This is a genomic window from Lentzea sp. NPDC042327 (genome assembly GCF_040647275.1).
In the GTDB taxonomy this organism is placed as follows: Bacteria; Actinomycetota; Actinomycetes; order Mycobacteriales; family Pseudonocardiaceae; genus Lentzea.
Genome location: NZ_JBEZBX010000038.1, coordinates 1 through 18,118 on the forward strand (window position 1 = coordinate 1; position 18,118 = coordinate 18,118).

The following is an 18,118-nucleotide window of genomic DNA, read 5'->3' on the forward strand; positions in this document are numbered from 1 at the left end:
AACACGCAGAACCTGCTGCTGGAGGAGTCGCACCTCGGCGCGGTGATCGACCCGGCGGCGGGGTCCTGGTACGTGGAGCAGCTGACCGAGTCGCTTGCGGTGGCGGCGTGGGCGTGGTTCCAGGAGCTCGAACGCGCCGGCGGTATCGGTGAGGCGGGGGAACTGGTCGCGTCGCGGATCGCCGCCACGTGGGAGGCGCGGTCAGCTCGGCTCGCGAACCGGTGCGACCCGATCACGGGCGTCAGCGAGTTCCCGGACCTGGCCGAGAAGCCCGTGGTCCGCGAACCGGCGCCGCTGCCGGACGGTGAGTTGCCGCGGGTGCGTTATGCACAGGCCTTCGAGGAGCTGCGCGACCTCGCCGACGCCCAGCCCGAACGCCCCGTGGTCTTCCTCGCCACCCTGGGCCCGATCGCCGCCCACACCGCCAGGGCCATCTTCGCCGCCAACCTCTTCAACGCCGGCGGCTTCGCCACCCCCGACGCGGGTCCGACCACCACGCCGGCCGAGGTCGCAGACAGGTTCACAGCCTCCGGTGCCAGGATCGCCGTCCTGTGCGGCAGCGACAGCAGCTACGCCGACCAGGCCGAGCAGACCGTCAAGGCCCTGCGTGCGGCCGGTGCCGAGCGGGTGCTCCTGGCGGGCAAGAAGACCGACGCGGACGTGGACGGCTTGGTCTTCGCGGGCTGTCCGGCGCTGGAGATCCTGAACAGCACCTACGACTTCCTGGGAGTGCAGCGATGATCCCCAGCTTCGCGGACGTCGACCTCGGCTCGCTCCCGTCGGCGAAGTACGAGACCGATCTGCCCGTGTGGGAGACGCCGGAGGGCATCGCGGTCAAGCCGGTCTACGGGCCGCAGGACCTCGACGGTCTCGACTTCCTGCGGACCTATCCCGGTGTCGCGCCGTTCCTGCGCGGCCCGTATCCGACGATGTATGTCAACCAGCCGTGGACGGTGCGCCAGTATGCGGGGTTCTCGACGGCGGAGGAGTCGAACGCCTTCTACCGGCGCAACCTCGCGGCCGGGCAGAAGGGCCTGTCGGTGGCGTTCGACCTGGCCACGCACCGCGGGTACGACTCGGATCACCCGCGGGTCGCCGGTGACGTCGGCATGGCCGGTGTCGCGATCGACTCGATCTACGACATGCGCACCCTGTTCGACGGCATCCCGCTGGACAAGATGTCGGTGTCGATGACGATGAACGGCGCGGTGCTGCCGATCCTGGCCCTGTTCGTGGTGGCCGCGGAAGAGCAGGGGGTGCGGCCGGAGCAGCTCACGGGGACCATCCAGAACGACATCCTCAAGGAGTTCATGGTCCGCAACACCTACATCTACCCGCCGCAGCCGTCGATGCGGATCATCTCCGACATCTTCAGCCACACCTCCGAGCACATGCCGAAGTTCAACTCCATCTCGATCTCCGGCTACCACATGCAGGAAGCGGGCGCGACCGCCGACCTGGAACTCGCCTACACCCTCGCCGACGGCGTGGAGTACCTGCGCGCAGGCCAGGCAGCCGGGCTCGACGTCGACAGGTTCGCACCGCGGCTGAGCTTCTTCTGGGCCATCGGCATGAACTTCTTCATGGAGATCGCCAAAATGCGGGCCGCGCGCCTGCTCTGGGCCAAGCTCGTCAACGAGTTCCAGCCGAAGAGCCAGAAGTCGCTCAGCCTGCGCACGCACTGCCAGACATCCGGGTGGTCGCTGACCGCGCAGGACGTGTTCAACAACGTCGCGCGCACCTGCGTCGAAGCGATGGCGGCGACGCAGGGCCACACGCAGTCGTTGCACACCAACGCACTCGACGAAGCGCTCGCACTGCCCACCGACTTCTCCGCCCGCATCGCCCGCAACACGCAGCTGCTGCTGCAGCAGGAGTCGGGTACCACGCGGGTGATCGACCCGTGGGGTGGCAGCGCCTACGTCGAACGGCTCACCAATGAGCTGGCGGCGAAGGCGTGGGGGCACATCAGCGAGGTCGAGAAGGCCGGCGGGATGGCCCGCGCGATCGACGAGGGCATCCCGAAGCTGCGCATCGAGGAAGCCGCCGCGCGCACGCAGGCGCGCATCGACTCCGGCCGCCAACCGGTGATCGGTGTCAACAAGTACCCGGTGACCGGCGACGAGCAGATCGAGGTCCTCAAGGTCGACAACGCCGGCGTACGCGCACAGCAACTGGAGAAACTGCGCAGGCTCCGCGAAGAACGCGACCAGTCCGCCGTGGACAGTGCACTCGAAGCCCTGACGAACGCGGCAGGCGGCGGGGGAAACCTGCTGGAGCTGGCCATCGGCGCCGCCCGCGCCAAAGCCACCGTCGGCGAGATCTCCGAGGCGCTGGGCAAGGTGTGGGGCCGGCACTCCGCGCAGATCCGCACCATTTCCGGTGTCTACCGGCAGGAGGTCGGCCCAGTGTCCAACGTGGACGCCTGCCGCGAGGTCGTCGACACGTTCGCGCGGCAGGAAGGCCGCCGGCCGCGCATCCTGGTCGCCAAGATGGGCCAGGACGGGCACGACCGCGGCCAGAAGGTGATCGCCACGGCGTTCGCCGACCTCGGCTTCGACGTCGACGTCGGCCCGCTGTTCCAGACACCCGACGAAGTCGCCCGCCAAGCCGTCGAGGCCGACGTGCACATCGTCGGCGTCTCCTCCCTCGCCGCCGGGCACCTCACACTCGTGCCCGCACTGCGCGAGGAACTGGCCAACCTCGACCGCGCCGACATCATGATCGTCGTCGGCGGCGTCATCCCGCCACAGGACTTCGACGAACTGCACGCCGCCGGAGCGGCGGCGATCTTCCCACCCGGCACCGTCATCGCCGACGCCGCCAAGGACCTGCTCCAGAAACTGATCGTCCTATGAGAAACCAGAGGGTTCCGATGAACATCCAGATCCAGGCGCTCGACCAAGGCAACCACATCCACGTCGTGCTGGAGGGCGGTCCGGGGAACATCACCATCCCGGAACAGGTCACCGTCGACCGAGGGAAGATCAAGCTGCCGTGCCGCGGCGGTCACGAGCACTTCGAGCGGGTGTCCGAGGACAAGCCCTCGGTCTTCCGCTGGACCATGCGCACCTCGCTCGCCGAGTGAGCAGCGGTCTGAGGAAGTGGCCGTGCAGGGTGGACAAGAGTTGGGATGACCATGGGGTCGAAGATCGGCACGACTGACACGTCGAACCCAGGCGGCGGACCTGCGGGCCCGGGAACAGGTGCGACGCCGCAGCCGGTGGTGAATGCCAGGCTGGTGATCTGGCTGCTGGCCGGCTCGGTGTTCGTGATGATCCTGAACGAGACGATCATGAGCGTCGCGCTGCCGGTGCTGATCGTCCAACTGCAGGTGTCCACGGGCACTGCTCAATGGCTGACCAGTGGTTTCCTGCTGACGATGGCGGTGGTCATCCCGATCACCGGTTTCCTGCTGCGGCGCTTCCCCGCGCGGGCGGTCTACCTGACGGCGATGAGCCTGTTCTCGATCGGGACGCTGCTGGCGGCGCTCGCACCGGGCTTCGGTGTGCTGCTGGCAGCGCGGGTCGTGCAGGCGAGCGGGACGGCGGTGATGACGCCGCTGCTGATGACCACGATCCTGACCCTGGTCCCGGCCGAGCGCCGAGGTCAAACCATGGGCACGCTCACGATCGTGACCGCGGTGGCGCCGGCCGTCGGCCCGACGCTGTCCGGCGTGGTCCTTTCGACTCTGGGCTGGCGCTGGCTGTTCTGGGTCGTGCTGCCGATCGCGCTGGTAGCGCTCGCGGTGGGCGCCATCTGGCTGCGCCTGCGTGACGAGCGCACCGACCCGGTACGCCTCGACGTGCTGTCCGTGCCGCTGTCCGCGGTGGCGTTCGCCGGGCTGGTGCTCGGGCTGTCGCTGATCGGGGAGAGGGCGCACGGTGCGGGAAATGGGATTCCGCCATGGGTGCCACTGGTCCTCGGCGCGGTGTCGATGGTCGCGTTCGTTGCCCGCCAGCTACACCTGCAACGCCGGGGACGGGCGCTGCTGGACCTGCGCCCGTTCTCCGATCGGCGCTTCACGGTGTCGCTGGTGCTGATCATGGTCGGGTTCATGTCGATGTTCGGCATGATCATCCTGCTGCCGCTGTACATCCAGAACGTGCAGGAACGCAGTGCGTTCGTGGCCGGGTTGATGCTCCTGCCGGGGGGCCTGCTGATGGGCGTCCTCGGCCCGATCATCGGGCGTGCTTACGACCGCTACGGCGCCCGGTACCTGGTCGTGTCCGGTGCGGTCCTGCTGAGCGCGGCGCTGTGGACGATGTCGACCCTCGACGCCGAATCCTCGATCTGGGAGGTCGTACTCCTCTACACCGCGGTCACAACCGCCCTGTCCGCGATGTTCACACCGCTGATGACCGACTCGCTGGCCACCCTGCCCGCCGACCTGTACTCCCACGGCAGCGCGATCCTGGCAACGATCCAGCAGGTCGCCGGTGCGGCCGGCACGGCGCTGTTCGTGACCGTGGTGACGCTGTCGTCGGTCACCGGCGGGACACCGGACGTTCCTGGAGTGCAGACAGCGTTCAGGGTCGCCGCAGCAATCTCGGTGGTGGTCGTGCTGGCGTCGTTCCTGACCAGCCCGAAGCCCCGGGTTGATCGCGGAGACGCCGGCCTCTGACCGACAGAACGGTTGTGCGGGATGTCGCTGTGTCCAAACCCCGCTCCAGGAGCTCCGCGGCCATGTCGTGCGGGTCGCTCGTGACCGCGAGCCTGGTGTGACGGTCGAGCAGATCGCCGAAGATTTCGGGGTGCGCCCGACAACGTTGTTCAAGTGGCTGCGCCGAGCTCGGTGCGAGCCGGGCTGGTTCGGCTGAGCTGCGTGAGGCGTGTGCGCCGATCAAACTGCTGGAGCAGGAGAACGAGGTGCTGCGCCGTCGCCGCCCTGTTGGGCGTTGGCCATCCACGTCGTCGTGCTGGTCGCGGAGATCTGCGTGCTGCTCGTCCTCGGGGCTTGAACTCATCGACGCCAGCACATTGTTCTTGCTGGTCGCTGCGACGCTGGGGCCTGCTCGCACCCAAAAAAGCCCACTGAACTGGGCTTTCATCCAGAATCAGCGGGCTGGTTCAGACCGTCGGGACGACAGGATTTGAACCTGCGGCCCCTTGATCCGCAGGGTGGATCGGATTATGTCGTGACCTGCGGATACGTTGAATCGGCAGGTCATGGCGGCACAGTTGGACGCACTTGAGTGCAGCTTGATCCTGTTGCCACGCCTTGACTTCTCCCAATTTGCTCCCATCTTTCCCCATGACGCGTCCGTGTCGACCGCGGTGGCGCGCGGTTGGTGGTCGACCTGATTCCCACGTGCCGCATGGCGCACCGGCCGAGATCACCGTGACGCATGACCTGGCCGGCACGCCCTTGAGGATCGTGCTATCAGCGAGCGTGTCGTAGAACCACTCCGACTGCGGGGGTCGGCCTCAGAGTCATCACCCGTGCTCGTCTTGCGACCTAGCGCGTCATAGGTGTACGGCCAAATCTGTCCTTCGCCCGGTTCGGCGGCAGACGCATCCAGCTCTGGGCAACGAATCCGGTTGGCCGGAACGACGAGAAAAGGTCAGCACTCGCGACAACGTGGACAGCGCCGGCTTGAGGTGGCACCAACGCTCGACGCGAAGCACTCAACCTGGACGCCGAGCTCGACGAGGCGATGGCGTTGTTCTGGTGGCGAGATGCGGTGTCGGCAGGCGTCTGGGACATCGTCACCGCGACCGGCCTCAACCGATCAAGGTCTTCGATGTCCGCGGAGCAGCTGCCGAGCATGAGCAGGTGCGCACCTGCCCGGGAGAGCCGCGGCGCCGCCAGATCCCACAGCACCCGCCGATGTGATCGCTAACATCACGTCGCCGAGCCAGTTCGTCCCCGCTTCAGTTGATCATCAGTTTTCGCAGCTCAACAGTGTTTCGAAACTTGCATGGTCGAAAAATTCGACATCACAACTACTGTTAGCGATAACAGAAGGTCTTGTCGACCGTGCCGGTCCTCGATATCGTGCTAAAAGCGCATCCGGAGTTATAGCCCGGAACACGACCGGTGGTGCACTCAGGTTCCCGCTCGCGAGGAGGCGAGGCATGGGCTCACTCCCGCGGACGACTTTCCGGGCTGCCGACGTCCTGGTCCTGCGCAGATCACCACACCGGCACCGGACGTTCTTCCGCTTGCGCTGACACCGCTCGACTCCACCAGCCGAGACCGCGCCGCTCCGGATCGGCAGGAACCCGCGCCGCCGCAACCACTCGCCAGAAATCGAGGACATCGTGGTCTCATCGATGAAACGCGTTCTGATACCCCTGCTGGCTTTGGCCGTCACCGTTGCGGTGACACCGTCCGCGTCGGCGGCCTACCCCGCCCCAGGCCGGGTCACCGGTGACATCGGCGTGCACGACCCGAGTACCGTCAAGCGCTCGGACGGCAGCTACCTGCTCGCGCACACCGGCAACGGAATCGCGCTCAAGACCTCCACCGACCGCACCGCGTTCCGCAACGCCGGCGCCGCCTTCCCCAACGGCACGCCATGGGCCAACACCTACACCGCGAACAGCCGCAACCTCTGGGCGCCGGACATCTCCTACCGCAGCGGCCAGTACTGGATGTACTACTCGGCCTCGACGTTCGGCTCGAACCGATCGGCGATCTTCCTGGCCACCAGCCCCAGCGGCAACTCCGGCACGTGGACCAACCGCGGTCTGGTCGTCGAGTCGCGCACCAGCGACAACTTCAACGCCATCGACCCCGACCTCGTCGTCGACGACCAGGGCCGCTGGTGGCTGAGCTTCGGCTCCTTCTGGTCCGGCATCAAGATGATCGCGCTCAACCCGTCGACCGGTCTGCGTTCCGACTCCACGATCCGCGCGCTCGCCGGTCGCAACGGCGGCGCGATCGAGGCGCCGAACATCGTGAAGCGCGGCAGCTACTACTACCTCTTCGTCTCGTTCGACCGCTGCTGTCAGGGCGCCGCCAGCACCTACCGCGTCACGGTCGGCCGCTCCACCAGTGTCACCGGCCCCTACGTCGACCGCAACGGCACGGCGCTGACCTCCGGCGGCGGCACCGAGGTCCTCGCCGGTCAGGGCAGCATCCACGGTCCGGGGCACCAGGACGTGCTGGCCGACAGCGACAGCGACGTGCTGGTCTACCACTACTACGCGGACAACGGCGCATCCCTGCTCGGCATCAACCTGCTGGCGATCGACTCCGCCGGCTGGCCCTACGTCCGCTGATCGAACGCAACCGACACCCGTGCAGCGGCCCGCAGGGAGAAAAGCATGATCTCGACCATCAGCCGCCGTGAACGACGGCGAACCACCCTCGTCCTGCTCGCCACCACCGCGTTGCTCGGCGGGGTCACCTCCGCCCTGCCACCGGCGGTGTCGGCGGCCACAGTGGACACCAACGCGTCGTACGTGCTGGTCAATCGCAACAGCGGCAAGGCCATGGACGTCTATGACCTCGCTACGAACGACGGCGCCCGGATCGCGCAGTACACGCGCAACGACGGGGCGTGGCAGCAGTGGCAGTTCGTCGACTCCGGCGGCGGCTACTACCGGCTCAAGTCCAGGCACAGCAACAAGGTCCTTCAGTTCTCGGGCGGCTCGACCGCTGACGCCGCTGACCTGGTGCAGTGGACCGACAGCAACGCGACCAGTCAGCAGTTCCGGCTCGCGGACTCGTCCGGTGGGTACGTGCGGCTCCTCAACCGCAACAGCGGCAAGGCCGTGGAGACCTACGAGTGGTCCACCGCCGACGGTGCCAGGGTCGTGCAGTGGCCGGACACCGGGGGCGCGAACCAGCAGTGGCAGCTGGTGAAGCTGGGCGCTCCGGCGGCGGGAACGTTCACCAACCCGATCAAGCGCAACGGCCCTGACCCGTGGCTGCAGTACCACAACGGGTACTACTACCTGGCGACGACGACGTGGAACTCCACGATCACCATGCGGCGGTCGCGCACCCTCGCCGGGCTGTCGAGCGCCGCCGACCAAGTGATCTTCAACCTGGCAGGCCGCCCGAACGGGTGCTGCAACATGTGGGCACCGGAGTTCCACCTGCTGAACGGCCGCTGGTACTTCTACTACGTCGCCGGGCAGAACGTGCCGGACTACAACCCCACCCAACGGCTGCACGTGCTGGAGTCCTCCGGCACCGATCCCATGGGGCCCTACAGCTTCAAGGCCGACCTGGGCAACACCTGGGAGCTGGACCCGAGCATCCTGCAGCACGGCGGCAAGCTGTACCTGATGGGCAGCGCGATGGACGGCACCCAGTCGCTGACCATCACCCCGATGTCGAACCCCTACACGCTCAGCGGCGCGCGGCGCACGATCAGCCAGCCGACGCTGTCCTGGGAACGGCAGACGGGTGCGGTCAACGAGGGCGCGGAGCCGCTGTACCGCGACGGGAAGACGATGATCGTGTACTCGGCCAGCGCGTGCTGGGGTCCCGACTACAAGCTGGGACTGCTCACGCTCACCGGCTCCGACCCGCTCAACCGGTCGCACTGGACGAAGTCGCCGAACCCGGTGTTCCAGCGCAACGACGGCAACGGCGTGTTCGCCCCCGGCCACAACGGGTTCTTCAAGTCGCCCGACGGCACCGAGGACTGGATCGTCTACCACGCCAACGACAGCGCCTCCGGTGGCTGTGACATGAACCGGTCGACGCGTGCCCAGAAATTCACCTGGAACTCCGACGGCACGCCGAACTTCGGCACCCCGGTCCGCCTCGGCACGCAGCTCGCCGCTCCATCCGGCGAACCCGCGGCCTGACCGACCACCCCTCCGATGGCCGGCGGCCCTCGCCGCCGGCCATCCCCCACCGCTCCCGACAGGAGACGTCCGTGCTGCAACGACGCACTTTTCTCGCCGGTGGAGTGGCCTCAGTCGCCCTGGCAGGCGCGAACCGGCTCCCCGCGCTCGCCGCACCGGGTGACACCGCCTACGTGATGGGCTACTTCACCGAGTCGCCCGGCAAGGTCGCCGACCGGTACGCCCTGCACCTGGCGGTGAGCACCGACGGCCTGAACTGGATGCCGCTCAACCAGGGCAACCCGGTGGCCACTCCCACCGCGGGCACCAGGGGCCTGCGGGACCCGTTCATCATGCGCAAGCAGAACGGCGGGTTCGTCGTGCTGGCCACCGACCTGACCGGCACCGACTTCACCCGCCAGAACCAGTACATCCACGCCTGGGACTCGGCCGACCTGCGGTCGTTCACCGGGTACCGGAGGCTGAAGATGCACTCCATGCCGACCCACACGTGGGCACCGGAGGCGTTCTGGGACGCCTCGCGCAACCAGTACGGCATCCTCTATTCCGCCAACAGCGGCGGCCGTGACGCCTTCTACGTCAACTACACCAAGGACTTCGTCAACGTCGGCACCCCGCAGCTGTTCTTCGACCCCGGCTTCAACGTCCTCGACGCCACCGTGCACGTCGGCAACGGGGTCAACTACCTGTACTACAAGAGCTTCAGCGACGGCCGCCTCTACGGCGCCCGGTCCGCCACGCTCACCCCGCGCAGCTTCGACCGGGGCACCTACACCGCCGGCGTGGTGAGCGGCGGAATCGAGGCCCCGATCGTGGTGAAGGCCCACGACCGCAACGAATGGTGGCTGTGGGGCGACTCGTTCTCCCCCGTCAACGGCGAGCTGTACGCCTGGCGCTCTGCCGACATCGCCACCGACTCGTGGTCGCCGCTGACCAAGGCCCAGTACACCCAGCCGCTCAATGCCAAGCACCCCACCATCTGCGGCATCACCGCGACCGAGTACAACGGCCTGGTCAACCGCTGGGGTGCGCCCGCCTGGAACCGGATCAAGTCCTACAACTTCTCCGATCACCTCATCCGGCACTCCGGTAACGCCGCCCGCATCGACCCCTATCCGTTCGACCCGTACCAGGACGCGATGTGGCAGCTCGTCCCGGGCCTGGCGGCCTCGGCCGGCATCTCGTTCCGCTCGGTCAACTACCCGGACCGCTACCTGCGCCACGCCGACTACGCGCTCGTCCTGGCGGCGAACGACGGCAGCGCGACCTTCGCCGCCGACGCCACCTTCCACCGGGTCGCGGGACTCGCCGACCCGGCGTGGACCTCGTTCCGCTCCCACAACTTCCCCGACCGCCACATCCGGCACTCCGGGTACGTCCTGCGCATCGACCCGATCTCGACCGGGTCGGCGGCGGCCGACCGCCAGGACGCCACCTTCCGCGTCGGCTACTGACCGCCGGTGAGGCGGACGGCGGTCCAGGACCTGGGCGGCAGGACCACGTGCAGGGCGCCGTCGGCGACGTCGGCTTGCCGCGGTCGTGGGACGACACGGTCAGGATCGGCCTCGGTGTTGGTCGCCGCACCGTCCTCGTCGTGCACGGACCACGCCTCGGCCACCGCCACCTCCCCGAACGCCGACAGGTCCGCACGGAGCTCCACCGGTTCGGTCTGGTGCCGGTTGACCGCGAACACCACCGTGTCGCCCGTTCCTGGGTCGTGCGTCGCGACCGCGTCCACGACGGGGACGTCACCGAAGCGCTTGGTCGAGTACACCGGCGAGGACGTCTCCACCCGCAGCACCTGCCCGCGCGCCAGCCGCGAGGTCAACGCGAACGGGTGGAAGATCGTCTGCCGCCACGCCGGCCCGCCCGGCTCGCTGCGGATCGGCGCGATCACGTTGACCAGCTGTGCCTGGCACGCCACGGCCACCCGGTCGCTGTGCCGCAGCAACGACATCAGCAGGTTGCCGACGACGACCGCGTCGTTCACGTCGTACTGGTCCTCGATGACCCGCGGCGCGACCTCCCACTCGGTGCGCGGCGTGTCGTGGAACCGCTGCATGTACCAGACGTTCCACTCGTCGAACGACAACGTGATCCGCTTGTCGCTCTTCAGCCGCGCGCCGACCGCGTCCGCCGTGGCGACGACCCTGTCGATGAACCGGTCCATGTCCACCGCGGAGGCGAGGAAGCTGTCCACGTCACCGTCCAGCACCTCGTAGTAGGCGTGCAGGGAGATGTGGTCCACCTCCTCGTACGCCAGCTCCAGCACGATGGACTCCCACTCGCCGAAGGTGGGCATGGCCGAGTTCGAGCTGCCGCACGCCACCAGTTCCAGGTCCGGCTCGGCCTGCCGCAACGCACGGGCCGTCTCGGCGGCCAGCCGTCCGTACTCGTGCGCGGTCTTGTGGCCGAGCTGCCACGGACCGTCCAGCTCGTTGCCCAGGCACCACAACTTCACCCCGTGCGGCGCCTCGGACCCGTTCGCCCTGCGCAGCTCCGACAGGTGCGTACCGCCTTCGTGGTTCATGTACTCGTGCACGTCGAGCGCTTCGGCGACACCGCGGGTGCCGAGGTTCACCGCGTACATCACCTCGACATCGGCCTTGCGTGCCCAGCGGACGAACTCGTCGATGCCGACCTCGTTCGTCTCGAGGCTGTGCCACGCGAGCTCGCGGCGCACCGGCCGCCCGGCGACCGGGCCGACGCCGTCCTCCCAGCGGTAGCCGGAGACGAAGTTGCCGCCGGGATACCGGACCAGCTCGACCCCGAGTTCACGGGTCAGTTCCAGCACGTCGCCCCGGAAGCCGTCCTCGTCGGCGGTTGGATGCCCTGGCTCGTAGATGCCGGTGTAGACGCAGCGGCCCATGTGTTCGACGAACGACCCGAAGAGCCGGCGCCGCACCGGCGCGATGACGTAGTGGGGATTGAGGACCAGGGAAGCGTTGAGCACGGTTCTCCTACTTCAGAGCGCCTGCCGCCGCCCCGCTGCGCCAGAAGCGCTGCAACAGGACGAAGGCGATGACGAGCGGGACGATGGCCAGCAGAGAGCCGGTGACGACGAGGTTGAACAGCATCCGGTTCCCGGCGTCCTGCTGCGCGGTGTTGAACCAGGTGGTCAGTCCGACGGTCAGCGGGTACAGGTCGGCGTCGCTGAGCATCACCAGCGGCAGGAAGTAGTTGTTCCACGTCGCGACCAGGGTGAACAGGAAGACGGTGACGAGGGCGGGACGCATCATCGGCAGCACGATCTGCCAGAAGATGCGCAGCTCGCTCGCCCGGTCGATCCGGGCGGCGTCGATCAGCTCCGCCGGCACGCTCTCGTCCACGTAGACGCGGACCAGGTACGCACCGAACGGGCTGAGCAGCGACGGCAGGACGACCGCCCACATGGTGTTGACGAGGTCGAGCTCGGACAGGATCAGGTACGTCGGCAGCACCAGCGCGGTGGCCGGCACCATGATCATGCCGAGCAGCGCGGTCTCGAAGAACCGCTTGCCCAGGAACGTGAACCGCGCCAGCCCGTAGCCCGCGGCGGCGGCGAGCGCGGTCGCGCCCAGAGCGCTGAGCCCCGAGTACAACGCCGTGTTGACCAGCCACCCGCCGTAGACGCCGCCGTCCTCGTGGAACAGCTGCTCGATGTTCTCCAGCAGGTTGAAGTCGGCGAACCACAGCGCCGGGCTGTCGAGCAGGTCCGGCTGGCTCTTGGTGGCCGCGATGACCACCCAGAGCAGTGGCACCAGGAAGTACAGGATGCCCGCGCCCATCAGCACATGTGGAAGCCAGGTCTTCGCCGTCGTGTCGCCGGCTGTGCCGCTGGTCATGAGCGTGCTCCCCGCCTGCGGCTGACGAACACGAACGCGTAGGCCACCACGAACACCAGGAAACCGAGCGCGAACGAGAGTGCGGCCGAGTAGTTGAAGTCCGAGTAGGCGAAGGCCTGGTTGTAGGCGTAGAGGTTCGGCGTGTAGCCGGCCGAGACCTGCGGCGCGAACCGGGCCATGATCTGCGGTTCGGTGAAGAACTGCATGGTGCCGATGACGGTGAAGATCACGGCCAGCGAGATGGCCTGCCTGATCGCGGGAACCTTGACCCGCAACGCGATCTGCACCGGCGTCGCCCCGTCGATGACCGCGGCCTCGTACATCTCGCGCGGCACGCCCTGCAACGCCGAGTACAGGATGATCATGTTGTAACCGGTCCACGCCCAGGTCACGATGTTGCCGAGCGACACCAGCAGCAGCGAGGAGCTGAAGAAGTCGATCGGGTCGCCGCCGACGAGCGTCGGCAGATCCGCGAACGGACCGAACGTGCGGCTGTACAGGAAGCCCCACATGAGCGCGCCGACGACGGCCGGCACGGCGTAGGGCATGAACGCGATGAGCCGGAACGCCAGGGCGAACCTGGTCGTGACGGCGTCGAGCGTCAACGCTCCGGCCAGCGCGATGCCCAGCATGACGGGGATCTGCACCAGTCCGAAGAGGACGACCCGCAGCAGGCCGTCCAGCAGCACCGGATCGGTGAACGCGCGCACGTAGTTGCCGATGCCGGTGAACCGGGTGCCGAGCGCGAGGCTCTTGCTGGACAGGCTGAGCCAGAACGCGTAACCGAGTGGCACGACCAGAAACGCCACGACGACGAGGAAGAACGGCAGTACGAACAGCGCTCCGGCCACCGGGTGCTCGGTGACCCGGCGCGGCTTGCGCCGTGGCCGGTGCTCGACCGGACGGGGAGACGGCGGCAGGTCGTCGGCCGCGGGTGCCGTGATCGGTGATGACCGCGTCACGGGAAACCTCCTGGACTGGGGGTCTGCCGCGACCCGTGGGTCGCGGCAGACCTCGGGTGCACTAACGGCTGACCTTGAAGCCCTGCTTCTCGGCGTACGCGATGACGTTCTTCTGCGTCTCCCCCAGCACCGTGCTCCACCGCCTGCTGCCCGACATCGCCTCGGCGGTGCGGTCGTTCAGGTCCTTGAAGACGAAGTCCTGGAACGGCGTGTACTGGAACTCACCGAGCTTCTGCGACACCGGCACGAAGATCTCGTTCACCTTCTGCCCGTTGAAGAAGTCGTACGCCTTGCCGGTGAACGCCGGGTCGGCCGCGACCTCCTTCGCCAGCGGGTAGAGGAACGCCTTGTTCAGCCCGATGTCCCACGCGGCCTTCGAGCGGCCGAACAGCTCGCGGGCCACCGTGGTCGCTGCCTTCGGGTTCTTGGCCTGCTTGGTCACGGTGAACGTCGAACCGCCCCAGTCGCCCTGCTCGTCGGCGCCCGCGGTCCACTGCGGCATCGGCGCGACCGCCCACTTGCCCGCGGTGTTCTTGAGCGAGCCGGCCACGTATCCGGGTGTCCAGCCGGCCGCGGCCCAGGTCCAGTACTTGCCGGAGTCGAGCGCCGCGGTGGCGTCGGCGGTGAAGAACTTGTCCTGGGCCATCTGCCCCTTGCTCACCAGGTCGCCGTACAGGTTGACGACCTTCTCGCACTCGGGTGCGGTCAGGTTGATCTTCACCTGGTCCTTGGCCTTGGCCTGCGAGTAGCCGTACGGCCGGCAACCCGCCTGCCACATCAGCCCGTTGAGCCAGCCGCCGTCGCTGCCGAAGCTCGCGATGTAGGCGTTCGGATCGACGGCCTTGATCTTCGCGGCCGCGTCGGCGTACTCCTGCCAGGTCGTCGGCACCGGGATGCCGTGCTGGTCGAAGAGGTCTTTGCGGTACATCAGCGCCATCGGTCCGCCGTCCACCGGGATGGCGTAGACCTTGTCGCCGTCGGTGGCCTGGCTCCACGCCCATTCGGCGTAGAGGCTCTTGTCGTCGTTGGCGCCGTGCTGCCCCATGTCCACCAGTGCGTCGAGGATGACGAACGTCGGGATCTGCTGGAACTCGACCATCGCGACGTCCGGCGCGCCCTTGCCGGCGGTGAACGCCGTCTTCAGCTTGGCGTACTGGTCCGGGCCGGTGCCGACGTTGGTCCAGTCGACCTGGATGTCGTCGTGGGAGGCGTTGAACGCGTCGACCACGGCCTTGAACTCCGGGTACCAGGCCCAGACCGACACGCGCACGGGTCCGTCGGCGTCGTCCACGGCACCGCCGCACGCGGCCACGGCGAGCAGGCCGGTGGCGACGAGCCCTGCACGGAGTTTCGCCATCCATCTGGTGCCGAGCATGAGTAGCGCCTTTCCGTCGCGGCATGCGTCAGTGCATGCTCGATCGCCGTCACGGTGAGTGATCGGAAATGCGGTGACCCCGTGAGGCACGAACCGAGGACCGCTGAGGTCGTGAGGTGCTGCACCACGGTTGGCGGGAGGGAGCGGATCGACCGGTACTGCCACCGTGGCGGTTGGGTCTTGCTGCGCTGCAAAGCACTATGTACTGGCTTTTGCCGCGCTGCAAGACCCAATCTGACGTAGTTCGAGCCAGATGCGGATGCGGTCCCACGACACTCGGAAGACCGGGACTTGTCGTGGCGGGGATCGGCAGGCACACTGCGCTGCAGCGCTGCAGCGGTGGGCCGCCGCGCCGGTCTCGACGGAGTGAGTACATGCGCGATGCCACGCTGCGTGACGTTGCTGAGCTGGCTGGTGTGTCCGCACGCACGGTGTCTAACGTGGTCAACGGCTACGCCCCGGTCACCGACCCCACCCGCGAGAAGGTCGAGAAGGCGATCAAGGAGTTGGGCTACCGGCCCAACGTGCTGGCCCGCAACCTGGCGAACGGCCGGTCAGGGCAGATCGCGGTGGTGGTTCCCTTCCTGGACGTGCCCTACTTCTCCGAGCTGCTGCAGGCGATCATCCCGAAGGCCCGTGAGCGGGGCTACCACGTGCTGATCGACCAGACCGACGGCGATCCCACCCACGAGCGAGAACTGATCCGGCGCGGCGCACGGGCGGCCCTGTTCGACGGGATGATCTACAGCCCGCTCGGCCTCGCGCAGGAGGACCTGGCCGAGAGCGACCCGACGTTCCCGCTCGTCCTGCTCGGTGAGCGGTCGTCCAACGCTTTCTTCGACCATGTCGGCATCGACGACGTCGAGGCATCCCGTGCGGCCACAGCGCATCTGATCGGCCTGGGCAGGCGCCGGATCGCCGCGATAGGCGATCAGCCGTACCCGACCGGCGAGGCGGCGCAGTTGCGCACCCTCGGGTACCGGCAGGCCCACGCGGACGCCGGTCTCCCGGTCGACGAGTCGCTGATCGTCCAGACGCGCCGGTTCAACCGCGCCGCCGGTGCGGCCGCCATGCGGGCGTTGCTCGATCGGGACGACCCACCGGACGCCGTTTTCGGCTACAACGACACCGTGGCGCTCGGCGCGTTGCACGAGGTGCTGGAACGCGGGCTGCGCGTGCCCGAGGACATCGCGGTGATCGGCTACGACGACATCGAGGAAGGCCGTTACGCCAACCCGGCGATCAGCACCATCTCGCCGGACAAGGACGCCATCGCCACAACAGCGGTGGAACGGCTGCTCCTGCGCATCGGCAGCACGGATCCACTGCCCGGCATAGAGGTGCGCGCCCCGCACCGGTTGATCGCCCGCCACAGCACGCTGGGGCGCGCACCTCGCGTCAAGTGATGGACGAGCCGTTGCCGGTCGCGAAGCAGCCGTTCGGCACATCGGCGAACGCGGCTCCTGGCCGGAAGGCCTCCGGGAGGTCCGTCTCCAGGAACTCGGCAGCCTCGTGCGGAGTGGCGAACCTCGGCTGGCTCGGTCACGGCGATCCACTGCTCGCACAGGCGCCAGAACGCGTAGAGGAACCGCATCGCGAAGCTGTCGTCGTGGTCCTCGATCTCGCTGCCCAGCGTGTGCTCACCGATCACCCGATCCTCATCGATTCCCAGCTGGTGCCGGGGTCGGCTGTCACGCGCGCGAGACCAAGCCACCCCTGGACGACAGCACCGCTGCTCCGCCTCATCCTTCGGTGGTTCCGAACCGTGCGTGGACACGGCGGAGCCGGGCGGGACACCGCACAGGGCGGCACCGTCCGCTACCCGACCTCGGGCTTCCTCGACCGGGTCACCAAGGAACTGGTCATCAACGTCGTCAGCCTGCTCAACCGCAGCCGCTACTCCATGACCCACCACACCGTCATCGGCTACAACACCCTGTCCGAGCTGCTGCCCCACCCCGACCCCGACACCCGCGCCGAGCAGGCCGAGGCCATGCTGCTGCACCTGGTCGACGACCACGGCAACCCCACCTTCGACCGCCCCGGCGCACCGACCTGCACCGACACCCCCGCCTACCACAACGCCTACGCCACCGGCATGCTCGTCGAGCTGACCTGGCTCACCGTTCACTTCAGCGGCCTGCTCAACGTCTGGTTCACCGTCCTGCACACCTTCGACGAAGCCAGCGCCGCCGACGACGAAATCGACTTCATCACCGTCTACAACACCACCGTCCCCGCCGCCGTCCGGCGCCGCAACAACGCCCTCCTCGGCGCCACGGGCTGGGGCGACCGGCCACTCAACGGAACCGGACCGGCGCCGGCGGTGTCCTCCGTCGAAGCGCTGACGCCGTGATCTTGAGGGCTGTCCGCACTGCCCGGTTCTGTCCCCGCTGCTCTCGGTGATGTCCGAGGCGGCCGTGGTGAAGCTTCACGATCGACGTGGTCAACAGCGGGCTGTGACAGCCATGACTCGCCTCTGCCGCGACGAGGAAGCCGCTGTGCGGTCCGGCGGAAGCTGCGATTTCTGCGCCAATCTGATCAACGCAGGATTGAATCAGCGCCGCAGGGGTATGGAAGGGGCGCCGTAGCACGTGCGCGTGAACACGGTGGGCCGCTTTCGGGCGGGCCGGCCGGCTCCGGCGCGGGGACAGTTGAAACTGTGCAGCTTCCCCGCGCCGGTTCCGGTTCGCTCGCGCGACCCGTTGGCCGCGGTTGTGTCGTGATCATTGCGTACCATGCCCTGACGACGTCAAGCAGCGGCGCCGTAGATCAGTTCCTCTGAGCTACGAGGTGCCACGGCATGGCCGATGAGACGAACGCGTCCGAGACGTCCGCGGCCGGGCCGGGCGACAGTGGTCGTCCTGATGCCCTGAGCAGACTCGACGAGACCGCCGAGGCGGTGACGGTGCTGCGGGACTACTTCACCGACGAGGAGCCTCTCGACAACGCGTTGCAGAGGCTGGCCGACACCGCGAGCAGGGCGATCCCGGATGCCGACTCGGTGACGGTGTCGCTGATGGATCCGGCGCGGCCGCGCACTGCCGCCTCCACGAGCCCCGAGTTGATCGAAGTCGACGAGAAGCAGTACGCCGCTGACCGGGGCCCGTGCCTGGAGTCCGCGCGCACCCTGCGGCCTGTGCGGGCTGTCGTCGGCGAGCACCTCGACGAGTGGCCGGAGTTCGAGG

Annotated in this window: 14 protein-coding genes and 1 pseudogene; 11 read left to right on the plus strand and 4 right to left on the minus strand. The window is 67.9% G+C overall.

The features are described 5' to 3' along the window. The 8 genes from AB0A63_RS40315 to AB0A63_RS40350 form a co-directional block, all read left to right on the plus strand. Positions 1-741: methylmalonyl-CoA mutase family protein (locus AB0A63_RS40315; protein ID WP_360402059.1), on the plus strand; the 741-nt coding region annotated here is incomplete at its 5' end. Then, a complete protein-coding gene (scpA, locus tag AB0A63_RS40320) occupies positions 738-2,858 on the plus strand; it encodes a methylmalonyl-CoA mutase (RefSeq protein WP_360402061.1) in 2,121 nt (706 codons plus the stop codon). The genes AB0A63_RS40315 and scpA, both read left to right, overlap by 4 nt. A gap of 17 nt (positions 2,859-2,875) precedes the next feature. After that, positions 2,876-3,088, plus strand: a complete 213-nt coding sequence (locus AB0A63_RS40325; RefSeq protein WP_360402063.1) for a DUF5988 family protein — start codon at positions 2,876-2,878, stop codon at positions 3,086-3,088. A 138-nt stretch (positions 3,089-3,226) separates the two neighbouring features. Next, entirely contained in the window at positions 3,227-4,624 is a 1,398-nt protein-coding gene (locus tag AB0A63_RS40330; protein ID WP_360402066.1) for a DHA2 family efflux MFS transporter permease subunit, read from the plus strand. After that, a complete protein-coding gene (locus AB0A63_RS40335; RefSeq protein ID WP_360402069.1) occupies positions 4,599-4,820 on the plus strand; it encodes a helix-turn-helix domain-containing protein in 222 nt (73 codons plus the stop codon). The genes AB0A63_RS40330 and AB0A63_RS40335 overlap by 26 nt, the downstream gene beginning before the upstream one ends. Positions 4,821-6,276: 1,456 nt before the next feature. Then, positions 6,277-7,227, plus strand: a complete 951-nt coding sequence (locus AB0A63_RS40340; protein WP_360402072.1) for an arabinan endo-1,5-alpha-L-arabinosidase — start codon at positions 6,277-6,279, stop codon at positions 7,225-7,227. A 45-nt stretch (positions 7,228-7,272) separates the two neighbouring features. After that, positions 7,273-8,769 carry a family 43 glycosylhydrolase gene (locus AB0A63_RS40345; RefSeq protein WP_360402075.1) on the plus strand — a complete coding sequence of 499 codons (1,497 nt, stop codon included), beginning with the start codon at positions 7,273-7,275 and terminating at the stop codon, positions 8,767-8,769. A 71-nt stretch (positions 8,770-8,840) separates the two neighbouring features. Next, a complete protein-coding gene (locus tag AB0A63_RS40350; protein ID WP_360402078.1) occupies positions 8,841-10,223 on the plus strand; it encodes a glycoside hydrolase family 43 protein in 1,383 nt (460 codons plus the stop codon). On the opposite strand, the gene AB0A63_RS40355 is transcribed toward AB0A63_RS40350, so the two are convergent. The 4 genes from AB0A63_RS40355 to AB0A63_RS40370 form a co-directional block, all read right to left on the minus strand. Then, on the minus strand, positions 10,217-11,722 hold the full coding sequence (locus AB0A63_RS40355) for an alpha-N-arabinofuranosidase (protein ID WP_360402081.1): 1,506 nt from the start codon (positions 11,720-11,722) through the stop codon (positions 10,217-10,219). The two genes, AB0A63_RS40350 and AB0A63_RS40355, sit on opposite strands and share 7 nt — an antisense overlap. Positions 11,723-11,729: 7 nt before the next feature. Continuing rightward, positions 11,730-12,593 (minus strand): carbohydrate ABC transporter permease, encoded by an 864-nt coding sequence (locus AB0A63_RS40360; protein ID WP_360402084.1) that lies wholly within the window; start codon positions 12,591-12,593, stop codon positions 11,730-11,732. Then, entirely contained in the window at positions 12,590-13,555 is a 966-nt protein-coding gene (locus tag AB0A63_RS40365) for a sugar ABC transporter permease (protein WP_360402087.1), read from the minus strand. Before AB0A63_RS40365 ends, AB0A63_RS40360 begins: the two co-directional genes overlap by 4 nt. A 61-nt stretch (positions 13,556-13,616) precedes the next feature. Further along, a complete protein-coding gene (locus AB0A63_RS40370; RefSeq protein WP_360402090.1) occupies positions 13,617-14,912 on the minus strand; it encodes an extracellular solute-binding protein in 1,296 nt (431 codons plus the stop codon). A 392-nt stretch (positions 14,913-15,304) separates the two neighbouring features. Between AB0A63_RS40370 and AB0A63_RS40375 the strand changes: the two genes are divergently transcribed. The 3 genes and pseudogenes from AB0A63_RS40375 to AB0A63_RS40385 all read left to right on the plus strand — a co-directional run. Continuing rightward, positions 15,305-16,336 carry a LacI family DNA-binding transcriptional regulator gene (locus tag AB0A63_RS40375; RefSeq protein ID WP_360402093.1) on the plus strand — a complete coding sequence of 344 codons (1,032 nt, stop codon included), beginning with the start codon at positions 15,305-15,307 and terminating at the stop codon, positions 16,334-16,336. Between the two features lie 359 nt (positions 16,337-16,695). Further along, a complete protein-coding gene (locus AB0A63_RS40380) occupies positions 16,696-17,286 on the plus strand; it encodes a hypothetical protein (protein ID WP_360402096.1) in 591 nt (196 codons plus the stop codon). A gap of 447 nt (positions 17,287-17,733) precedes the next feature. Next, a pseudogene (locus tag AB0A63_RS40385) lies at positions 17,734-18,118 on the plus strand (hypothetical protein); the annotation flags it as partial.